Genomic DNA, 4,976 nt, shown 5'->3' on the forward strand with positions numbered 1-4,976 from the left:
GCGACAACGTGGGCGACTGCGCCGGCATGGCGGCCGACCTGTTCGAGACCTACGCCGTGACCATCATCGCCACGATGCTGCTCGGCGGGCTGCTGTTTTCGCCCAACGTGGCACCGCAAGCAGTGATCTACCCCCTGGCGCTGGGAGGGGTGTCCATCATCGCCTCCATCATCGGCACTTATTTCGTGAAAACCAGCGAAGGGGGCAAGATCATGGGTGCCCTGTACCGGGGCGTGATCGTCTCGGGCGTGCTCGCCCTCATTGCCTTTTGGCCGGTGACCCAGTATTTCATGGGGAGCAACGAGACCTACAGCGTGCTGCAGCTCTGGGGTGCCGCGGTGATCGGGCTTTTGCTGACCGGCGCCATGGTGTGGATCACCGAGTACTACACCGGCACCCAGTTCTCCCCGGTGCGCCATGTGGCCCAAGCGTCCACCACCGGCCACGCCACCAACATCATCGCCGGTCTAGGAGTCTCCATGAAAGCCACGGCGCTTCCAGTGCTGGCCGTGTGCCTGGCGATCTGGGCATCCTACACCTTGGCGGGCCTCTACGGCATCGCCATCGCGGCCACCGCCATGCTTTCCATGACGGGCATCATCGTCGCCCTGGATGCCTACGGCCCGATCACCGATAATGCCGGCGGCATCGCTGAGATGGCAGAGCTGCCCAGAGAGGTGCGCAACATCACCGATCCCCTGGACGCAGTGGGCAACACCACCAAGGCGGTCACCAAGGGCTACGCCATCGGCTCGGCAGGACTGGCGGCGCTGGTGTTGTTCGCCGACTATACCCACGGGTTGGAGGCAGCCGGAAAGAGCGTGGAATTCAGCCTCTCCCATCCAGCAGTCATCATCGGTCTCTTCATCGGCGGGCTCGTCCCCTATCTCTTCGGCGCCATGGCCATGGAGGCGGTGGGCCGCGCCGCCGGCTCGGTGGTAAACGAGGTACGCCGCCAATTCCGGGAGATCGCCGGCATCATGGAAGGAAAGGCGAAACCCGATTATTCCCGGGCGGTGGACATGCTCACCCGCGCCGCCATCAAGGAAATGATCATCCCGTCCCTGCTCCCGGTGCTGGTGCCTATCCTGGTGGCGGTGATCGTAGGCGCGCTCATGGGGGCCGAGGCCGGCCGCATGGCCTTGGGGGGGCTCCTCCTCGGCACCATCGTCACCGGCATCTTCGTCGCCATCTCCATGACCACCGGCGGTGGTGCTTGGGACAACGCCAAGAAGTACATCGAGGACGGTGCCTTCGGCGGCAAGGGCTCCGATGCCCACAAGGCGGCGGTCACCGGCGATACGGTGGGCGACCCCTACAAGGACACCGCCGGGCCGGCGGTGAACCCGCTTATCAAGATCATCAACATCGTCGCCTTGCTGATCGTGCCCCTGCTGTGAGCGGCCGACCGCCGGGTGGGCACGGGCGCACCGCCGCAAGGTGCGCCCGTTCCATTCCCTGCTCGGCTCGATGACCCGAGAGCGGAACGGGAAAGCGCGCAACCCTCCGCTCTTTCGCCCACCTGGGCTGCTCGGTTATCATCGTTTCATTCTGTCCATTCACATCACTGCGGTCTTCCCATGATGAAGCGCGTCCTGACCCTTGAGGCGGCCAAGTCCGTAGCCGCTGCTGCCGAAGCGTTCGCCGACAGCCATGGCTTCAAGGTGGTCATCGCCATCGTGGACGACGGCGGCCATCTCCTTTACCTTCAGCGGGAGCACGATGTGCAGTTCGGGAGCGTGCAGACGGCCATTGGCAAGGCCTATTCGGCGGTGGCGTTCAAACGGCCCACCGTGGAATGGGAAGGGCGCTTCAAGGAAGGGCGATACGGTTACCTTACCATGCCGGGATTGACCGGGCTGCAGGGTGGCGTGCCTCTGGTGATCGGCGGCGAGGTCGTGGGAGGCATCGGCGTCTCCGGCGTCGCCTCCCAGGACGATGAACGCATCGCTAAAGCCGGCGCCGACCTGCTGCTCACCTTGAGCGAAGGAAGCAGGGCATGATTTACGCGTTGGGAGATCGCCGCGTGCAGATCCGCGGCAGCGACTATTTCGTGGCCGACAACGCTACGGTCATCGGCTCCGTGGTGATCGGCCACAATGCTAGCATCTGGTTCAACTGCGTGGTGCGCGGCGACAACGACGTGATCACCATCGGCGACAACTGCAACATCCAGGACGCCTCGGTGCTTCACACCGACGAGGGCGTGAAGCTCACCCTGGAGCGCAACGTGTCGGTGGGCCACATGGTCATGCTGCACGGCTGCCACATCGGTGAAGGAAGCCTGATCGGCATCAAAGCGGTGGTGCTCAATGGCGCACGCATCGGCAGGAACTGCTTAGTTGGCGCCAATACCCTGATCCCGGAAGGCAGGGAAATCCCCGATGGCTCTCTGGTGGTGGGCTCTCCGGGGAAGGTGATCCGCCAGTTGACGCCCGAGGAGATTCAGAAAATCCACGGGATCGCCGATCACTACGTGGAAAACTTCAAGCGCTACAAGGCCAGCCTGCAGCCCGACCCCCGCTAGGGGAGGCTGTTTCGTCCGCGCGGTCCGGGTCCTTTCGGCACAAAGCGCTTCCAGTTCCCGCTACAGCCGGCCGGGTCGCCCCTTCGGCATAGGCATGGAGCCGCTTGAGGGCGAGCGCCTTCTCCCCACCGTCCAATTGGGCCGCCCGCAGGGCCTGCGCCAGCGCATCGATGGTGTGATCGTACGCGACTCGGTCCACCAGGTAGGGTGTGCCGTCCTTGCCCCCGTGGGCGAAGCTGAAGCGGGCCGGATCCCGCAGACTGGTCCTTGCCCCATAGACCAGCTCCGCCACCAACGCCAGCGCCCGCAGGCTTTTGGCTCCCAACCCGGGGATCCCCAGCAAGCCCTCGAAGTCCTTCGGTGCCCGCTCGTAGGTGGCGAGCAGCACTTTGTGGAGCCGCGCCGGATCGACGTCCCCAGGCTCCACACCATGGCGGCGAGGCAGGACCAGCTCGGGCAAGCGCGGTAGCAGCTTGTTCACCTCCCGATCCGGCCGGGCCGCCAGTTCCGTCACGGCTTGCCGTGCGGCAGCGCTCTCCCGTGCTACCAGATTGAAGGACGGCTCTTTCCGGTCGCAGCACACCGCCGCGTGGGGTTCCTCCACGAAGCTTTCCAGCCCTTCGCCCAGCCAGTGATAGCGGCGGGCCATCCCGTGAAGCGCGTGCATGCCCTGCTGCACCACGCACCAGCGGCCCTGCCGGTCGAAAAACAGGGCGTGATGGTAGAGGGCGTAACCGTCCTGAACGCAAGCCGAATCCACCTTGGCAGCCATGCGGCTCGCGTAGACGAGGGGCGCTGCGGCGAGGCCGTCTCGCTGGCAGTGGGCTTCGATTTCCAGGGGCGTGCGGCGGGCCACCGCGCCCTTGCCGCCCGCGGCGTAGAGCCCTAGTTCCCCTTCCAAGCCTTTGAGGCCCTCCTTGAGGGCCCCACAGACGGTCGTGGTCAGGCCGCTCGAGTGCCAGTCAAAGCCCAGCACGCAGCCAAAGGCCTGGAACCAGTAGGGATCCGACAGCCGCAGTAGTGTCTCCCGGGTCCCGTGCTCCGTCACCAGAAAGCGGGCAATCTCCCGCGCCAAGCGCACCATGCGCTCGAACAGCCAGCGCGGCGCGCGCCCCGCGTGCAACGGGAGCTGCGCGTACCCCGTGCGCATACGAAAGGGGCGTCAGCCCTCTTTTTTCGCTACTACCTCAGGCGACCGTCACGTCTTTGCACAGGTACACATCCTGGATCGCGTTCAGCAGAGCGATACCTTCCTTGAACGGCTTCTGGAACGCCTTGCGTCCGGAGATGAGCCCCATGCCGCCGGCGCGTTTGTTGATCACCGCAGTGCGCACCGCCTGGGCCAGGTCTCCTTCCCCTTTGGATTCGCCGCCGGAGTTGATGAGCCCTGCCCGGCCCATGTAGCAGTTGGCCACCTGGTAACGCACCAAGTCGATGGGATGGTCCGAAGTAAGCTCGGAGTAGACCTTGGCGTGGGTCTTGCCGAACTTGAGCACGTTATAGCCGCCGTTCGTCTCCGCCATCTTCTGCTTGACGATGTCCGCCTGAATGGTGACCGCCAGATGATTGGCCTGCCCGGTCAGATCCGCCGCCAAGTGGTAGTCCTTGTCCTGCTGTTTGAACGCCGCGTTGCGCAAGTAGGCCCAAAGAATGGTGGCCATGCCTAGCTCGTGGGCGTACTCGAAGGCCTTAGTGATCTCCTGGATCTGGCGCTTCGACTCCTCGGAACCGTAATAGACGGTGGCTCCCACCGCGCAGGCCCCCATCTCGAAGGCCTGTTTGACCGAAGCAAACAAGATCTGATCGTAGGAATTGGGATAGCTTAGGAATTCGTTGTGGTTGATCTTGAGGATGAAGGGGATCTTGTGGGCGTATTTGCGCGCCACTGCCCCCAGCACCCCCAGGGTGGAGGCAACAGCGTTACAACCGCCCTCAATGGCGAGCTTCACGATGTTCTCCGGGTCGAAGAACATGGGATTGGGCGCGAAGGATGCCCCGCCCGAGTGCTCCACTCCCTGGTCCACCGGCAGGATGGAAAGATAGCCCGTGCCAGCGAGTCGCCCATGGTTGAACAGGGCTTGAAGGCTGCGTAGCACCGGGGGCTTGCGGTCGCTTGCCGCTACCACCCGATCGACGAAGTCGGGTCCAGGCAGATGCAGCGATTCCTTGGGAATGCCCTTGCACACATGGCCGAGCAGGCTTTGCGCTTCCTTGCCCAGCATCGCTTCGATATCGGTCGCGGCGGTTTTCATCACGACGCTCATGGCGCTTCTCCCGTGGACAAAGTCACAACTTGACTGTTCCTATTATCCCTCAGTTGCCGCGCCGGGATAAGCAGGCTCTCCTCTACCGAGAAAGGCGAAGGCCGTCCCTTTGTAACGCGCCTTGCGACCGCTATCGCCTTCCCCGACGGAGGGCTCCGCGAAAGAAGCAGGCCGGGACCGAGGAG

General features: G+C 64.1%; 5 protein-coding genes. 3 read left to right on the top strand and 2 right to left on the bottom strand.

All coding sequences use genetic code 11. From position 1 onward, the window contains the following. From V7Q81_RS14660 to V7Q81_RS14670, 3 genes are all read left to right on the top strand, one after another. On the top strand, positions 1-1,400 hold a 1,400-nt coding region (locus V7Q81_RS14660; RefSeq protein ID WP_333844746.1), incomplete at its 5' end, for a sodium-translocating pyrophosphatase. A 180-nt stretch (positions 1,401-1,580) separates the two neighbouring features. Next, positions 1,581-2,003 carry a GlcG/HbpS family heme-binding protein gene (locus V7Q81_RS14665; RefSeq protein ID WP_333844747.1) on the top strand — a complete coding sequence of 141 codons (423 nt, stop codon included), beginning with the start codon at positions 1,581-1,583 and terminating at the stop codon, positions 2,001-2,003. Continuing rightward, the gene (locus tag V7Q81_RS14670; RefSeq protein ID WP_333844750.1) at positions 2,000-2,527 is read left to right on the top strand and encodes a gamma carbonic anhydrase family protein; all 528 of its coding nucleotides are present in this window, start codon (positions 2,000-2,002) and stop codon (positions 2,525-2,527) included. The genes V7Q81_RS14665 and V7Q81_RS14670 overlap by 4 nt, the downstream gene beginning before the upstream one ends. Here V7Q81_RS14670 and V7Q81_RS14675 read toward each other — a convergent pair. Beyond that, on the bottom strand, positions 2,487-3,677 hold the full coding sequence (locus V7Q81_RS14675) for a DUF763 domain-containing protein (protein ID WP_333844753.1): 1,191 nt from the start codon (positions 3,675-3,677) through the stop codon (positions 2,487-2,489). The two genes, V7Q81_RS14670 and V7Q81_RS14675, sit on opposite strands and share 41 nt — an antisense overlap. Before the next feature lie 37 nt (positions 3,678-3,714). Beyond that, positions 3,715-4,791 carry a class I fructose-bisphosphate aldolase gene (locus V7Q81_RS14680; protein ID WP_333844755.1) on the bottom strand — a complete coding sequence of 359 codons (1,077 nt, stop codon included), beginning with the start codon at positions 4,789-4,791 and terminating at the stop codon, positions 3,715-3,717. Positions 4,792-4,976 lie beyond the last annotated feature (185 nt).

It is taken from the genome of Pelomicrobium sp. (assembly GCF_036803785.1).
Taxonomy (GTDB): domain Bacteria; phylum Pseudomonadota; class Gammaproteobacteria; order Burkholderiales; family UBA6910; genus Pelomicrobium.